The following is a 5,116-nucleotide window of genomic DNA, read 5'->3' as shown; positions in this document are numbered from 1 at the left end:
TTCAATAAGAAGTACTAAAATTAACTTCAGAATCTTTTCTATTTAGAATATTTAGATAAGAAAGGATAACCACTTCCTTTTTGATCATCTTAATCAAATTAAGATGTTTAAAACTCTCTTTTTCATGCCTAATCCTGCATAAAACTAACAGCTTTTATCTGTTTGCTATTTAATAATAAAAATCATATTTCAAATCATCAGATGACACATGATGAATGACCAAATACTCATCTCACTTTTTCTAAAACTTATTGCTAAAGAAGGCTTCTTTGCTACGGCAATAGATGGCATCACTTTGATGCGTGTAGATCACAACACACCACCATTAGCCGTATTGCAAGAACCGACCTTAGTTTTTGTTTTACAAGGCAGTAAACGTGGTTATATCGGAACTGAAACCTATGCATTTCAGCAAGGTGAATGCCTTATCGTCTCTGTGTCTATGCCATTTGATTGTGATACGGTAGCGAGTCCTGAATTGCCTATGATTGCGATGATCATGAAACTAGAGGCAGATACGGTAAATGAGTTATTAGCAAAAACATATTTAGAAAATGATAAATTTAAACCACTCACCACTGGCATGAGTGTAATTCAATATGATGAAACCATTTCGAATGTATTGATACGATTATTAAAAACTTTAAGTTCTGAACAAGACAGCTTGATTTTAGGTGAACAAATTAAACGAGAGTTATTGTATCGAGTTATTCAACATTCGGGTGCAGATGCTTTAACAGGATTAGTGGTTCAAGGCAATTTACGACAGATTTATAAGATTTGTGAATATATTCAACATCATTTTACAGAGAAATTAACAGTGGAAATGCTTGCTGAGCAAGCCAATATGAGTATTTCTGCGTTTCATAAAGCATTCAAACAAGTCACATTACATTCTCCTTTGCAGTATCTCAAAGTTACGCGGTTGCATAAGGCAAAACAAATGTTGCAAAACGAAAACCAAAGCGTTGCTCAAGCAGCTTATGCTGTTGGTTATCAAAGCTCATCTCAATTTAGTCGAGAGTTTAAAAAGCAGTTTGGTTTTTCTCCTAATCAAACTGAAGTAAATATAGATAAGGAATGAGTAAATCATGAATCAAAATAGTAGCGAACAAATGAAATATATCGAAATTACTCAAGCTGGCGGTCCTGAAGTTCTAAAAGTTATACAAGGTAAGAAACCTGAGATTAAAGAAGATGAAGTACTAATTGAAGTCTATGCCACAGGCATCAATCGCCCTGATATTTTGCAAAGACAAGGGTTGTATCCGATGCCGAAAGGTGTAACGCAAATTCCAGGCTTGGAAGTTGCTGGCATCATTTCTCAAATCGGTTCAAAAGTAGAAAAATTTAAAGTCGGTGATAAGGTCTGTGCGCTGACCAACGGCGGAGGATATGCAGAATACTGTGCTGTACCTGCAAATCAAACCTTATCGATTCCCAAAAATTTGAGCTTTATTGAAGCAGCAGCTATTCCAGAAACTTATTTCACAGTATGGGCAAATCTATTTCAGATCGGACAGTTAAAAAAGAAAGAAACCGTGTTAATTCATGGAGGAGCTAGTGGAATTGGTTCTACAGCGTTGAGCTTATGTCATGCGATGGGTATTCAAACTTTTTCCACAGTGGGAAGTGAAGAAAAAGTAGAAAAATTAAGCTCGATTTCGACAGTTATTAATTATCAGAAGCAAGATTTTGAACAAGAAATCTTATCACGCACAGATCAGCAAGGTGTTGATGTGATCTTAGATATTATCGGTGCTGCTTACTTTAATCAGAATCTGAGATTGCTAAAAAGAGATGGGCGACTGGTAATTATCGGATTTATGGGTGGTCGCAAAGTAGATGGCTTTGATATTCAAGAACTCATGCTCAAACGCGCTGTGGTGACTGGCTCAACGATGCGTGCTCGAACCAATGATGAAAAAGCAAAAATTACCCAAGAATTGGAGCAGTTGGTTTGGCCACTAATCGAAACAGGTCAATGTAAACCGATTATTTATAAGACTTTTGCTTTTGAAGAGGTTGCTGCAGCACACCAATGTCTGGAAAGCAGTGAACATATTGGAAAAGTGGTACTCGAAATTAAATCGTAATTGTGCCTAATCATATCCATTCTATGCCTATTTATACATCAAGCTTGAGAATGATCACTTGGAAAAGCAATATGTAAATCAAACATATCCTACGAGGAATTTGAACATGACAACAAATACAGATGATCGTAACCCAACCCCAGATTTAGCCGAAGATAATGCATTTTTTCCATCACCTTATTCTCTAAGTCAATATACGGCTCCTAAAACTGACTATGACGGAACTACATACCCAAATCCATATCAGGGCGATAAAAAGATCCTCATGATTGCAACGGATGAACGCTATATCTTGATGCAAAATGAGAAGTTCTTTTCTACAGGAAATCATCCAGTAGAAATGTTGTTACCGATGTTCCATTTGGATAATGCTGGTTTTGCCTTTGACGTTGCAACACTTTCAGGTAATCCAGTAAAACTTGAAATGTGGGCAATGCCAAAAGAAGAGCAAGTGGTTTTGGATACCTATCACAAGTACGAGAAACAACTTAAATCACCACTAAAATTGGCAGATATTTTAGATCAGGCTTTAAGCGCTGACTCACCATATGCTGGTATTTTCATTCCAGGTGGGCATGGGGTTTTGGCTAAAATTCCTGAGAGTAAAGAAGTTAAGGCTTTATTAAAATGGGCAGTGGATAATGACAAATATGTTATTACTTTATGTCATGGCCCAGCTTCTTTATTGGCAGCTGCTGTAGATGAAAATCCAAATGACTACATTTTTAAAGGCTATCAAGTCTGTGTTTTTCCAGATTCATTAGATAAAGGTGCCAATATTGATATTGGATATATGCCAGGACAATTGCCGTGGCTCGTCGGCGAAAATCTTGAAAAACTTGGCGTAGAAATCCTAAATAAAGGGATCACAGGACAAGTGCATAAGGATAGAAAACTGTTAACGGGTGATAGTCCATTGGCTTCTAATAATTTGGGTAAACTTGCTGCTGAAACTTTATTAGCTGATCCAAGCCTTAACGCATAAGTTATTTTATAAGTTCAAAGCCCAATTCAATATTGGGCTTTTTCTTGAGCAAAATTTAAAACCTGTAAGCTAGCTGACAAATCGTGTCCGCAATATTGATTATGTTAGAAAAGTAGCAATAGACAATCAGAGATTTAGAGATCATCAATGAAAATATGTATTTATGGTGCAGGTAGTATTGGATGCTATCTTGGTGGTAGGCTCGTTGCTGCTGGCTATGACATAGATTTTATTGTTCGTCCTAGAGTTCAGCAAGAACTTCAAACTTACGGTTTAACTGTTTCAGATTACACAGGATTCAAGCAAACCATTTCTGCAAATCAATTACAAATCAGCATTGATCCCAATACAGCAGCTCATGCAGATATTGTCTTGGTTTGCGTAAAATCAGCATCTACTGAACAAGTAGCCCTTGAATTAAAAGATATTTTAAAGAAAAAGACCATTATTATTAGTTTTCAAAATGGCTTAAGTAATGTCTGGATTTTAAAACGAATTTTAACAGACCACACTATACTCGAAGGAATGGTACCTTTTAATGTCGCAGCTTTGGGGAATGGTCGATTCCACCAAGGAACAAATGGTGCTTTGTATGTCAAAAGCCATGAGCAATTAGTTGAACTCGTGCGTGCATTTAAAAAATCAAAGCTAGAAATTCAGCTAGAACAAGATATGCAAGCTGTGCAATGGGCAAAATTATTATTGAACTTAAATAATTCAATCAATGCACTATCCCAACTTCCACTGAAACAAGAATTATCTATTCGAGAATATCGTCAGTGTTTGGCACTTGCTCAATTAGAAACATTAAATCTATTAAAAATAGCCAAAATCAAACCAGCAAAACTGCCCCCAATTCCAGCACAATTTATTCCTAAAATTTTAAAATTACCCAATCCTATTTTTAAGATTGTGAGTAAGAAAATGCTCGCGATTGATCCACTTGCACGTTCTTCGATGGCTGATGATTTAATGGCTGGAAGAAAAACTGAAATCGATTGGATCAATGGTGAAGTTGTTAATTTAGCGAGCCAATTGAATTTGACAGCACCAATTAACCAGAAATTAATTGAGCTGGTAAAACAAGCAGAATCAGAGCCGAAAGCATGGTCTGGATCAAAACTTAAAGCACAGCTAATGCAATTCTGATTCGATTCTCCATAAAAAAAGCGTATAGCATCGCTATACGCTTTTCGATAAGAAATTTAGATTAGACTGCTTTTGTTGTCTCTTGTGGTCCGAATCTTGTTACCCAAATTCCAAAAATCGTCGCAAAAATGTACATGAAGATCGAATATACAGCAGCAGGCATTGCGATGGTGGTACTTGCCATAACTGTTAGTGCGATCGTCATCGCTAGCGTACTATTATGAATACCGATTTCAAATGCACATGCACGTGCTTGATATGAACTGATACCAAACATTCGTGGTACGAAATAACCAACCATTAAACTAATTGCGCAGAAAAGTGCGGTAGCCAAGCCAATTTGCCCAATGTAATTCATCAGGTTCTCGCGCTCAGTAATAATTGCACCTAGAATAATGATTACGAGAAAGATCACAGCAAAAATACGTACTGGACGGTTAAGCTTTTCAGCAAAATGAGGTGCATAATGACGAATTAACATCCCGATACCAACAGGCACCAAAATAATTAAAAACACCTGCATCACTTTTGAAAACTGCAAACCAACTTGCTGACCTTCATTCATAAAATGAAGAATAGAAAAGTTGACAATAAAAGGAAGGAATACGGCTGCTAGCACAGCATTAATCGCTGTTAAACTAATATTGAGCGCAATGTCACCCTTATATAAATAGCTAAATAAGTTTGCAGTTGTTCCTCCAGGGGAGGCTGCGAGTAGCATTAAACCAACAGCTAACAATGGTGGTAAGGCTAAAATTTTACAGATTAAAAAAGCAATCCCAACCAATAGAAACAACTGACAGAATAAAGCGATAAAGACAACTTTTGGATGCTTACTAATCCTAGCAAAATCTTTTAATGTTAATTCTAAACCAAGCCCCGCCAT

At 36.6% G+C, this 5,116-nt stretch carries 5 protein-coding genes; 4 read left to right on the top strand and 1 reads right to left on the bottom strand.

Annotated features, from left to right (window positions below; all coding sequences use genetic code 11):
• Nucleotides 1-208: 208 nt before the first annotated feature.
• The 4 genes from HMPREF0023_RS14270 (at nucleotide 209) to HMPREF0023_RS14255 (ending at nucleotide 4,230) form a co-directional block, all read left to right on the top strand.
• On the top strand, nucleotides 209-1,084 hold the full coding sequence (locus HMPREF0023_RS14270) for an AraC family transcriptional regulator (protein ID WP_008942430.1): 876 nt from the start codon (nucleotides 209-211) through the stop codon (nucleotides 1,082-1,084).
• Between the two features lie 7 nt (nucleotides 1,085-1,091).
• On the top strand, nucleotides 1,092-2,096 hold the full coding sequence (locus tag HMPREF0023_RS14265; protein WP_008942429.1) for an NAD(P)H-quinone oxidoreductase: 1,005 nt from the start codon (nucleotides 1,092-1,094) through the stop codon (nucleotides 2,094-2,096).
• A gap of 106 nt (nucleotides 2,097-2,202) precedes the next feature.
• Entirely contained in the window at nucleotides 2,203-3,081 is an 879-nt protein-coding gene (gene hchA, locus HMPREF0023_RS14260; protein ID WP_008942428.1) for a glyoxalase III HchA, read from the top strand.
• 147 nt (nucleotides 3,082-3,228) lie between these two features.
• The gene (locus HMPREF0023_RS14255; protein ID WP_008942427.1) at nucleotides 3,229-4,230 is read left to right on the top strand and encodes a 2-dehydropantoate 2-reductase; all 1,002 of its coding nucleotides are present in this window, start codon (nucleotides 3,229-3,231) and stop codon (nucleotides 4,228-4,230) included.
• Between the two features lie 61 nt (nucleotides 4,231-4,291).
• Here HMPREF0023_RS14255 and HMPREF0023_RS14250 read toward each other — a convergent pair.
• A partial coding sequence (locus HMPREF0023_RS14250; protein ID WP_008942426.1) for a bile acid:sodium symporter family protein occupies nucleotides 4,292-5,116 on the bottom strand: 825 nt, incomplete at its 5' end.

It is taken from the genome of Acinetobacter sp. ATCC 27244 (genome assembly GCF_000156555.1).
GTDB classification, from domain to species: Bacteria; Pseudomonadota; Gammaproteobacteria; order Pseudomonadales; family Moraxellaceae; genus Acinetobacter; species Acinetobacter haemolyticus.
Note: the sequence above shows the minus strand (reverse complement) of the source record. Positions and strands in the feature narration are given on the sequence as shown.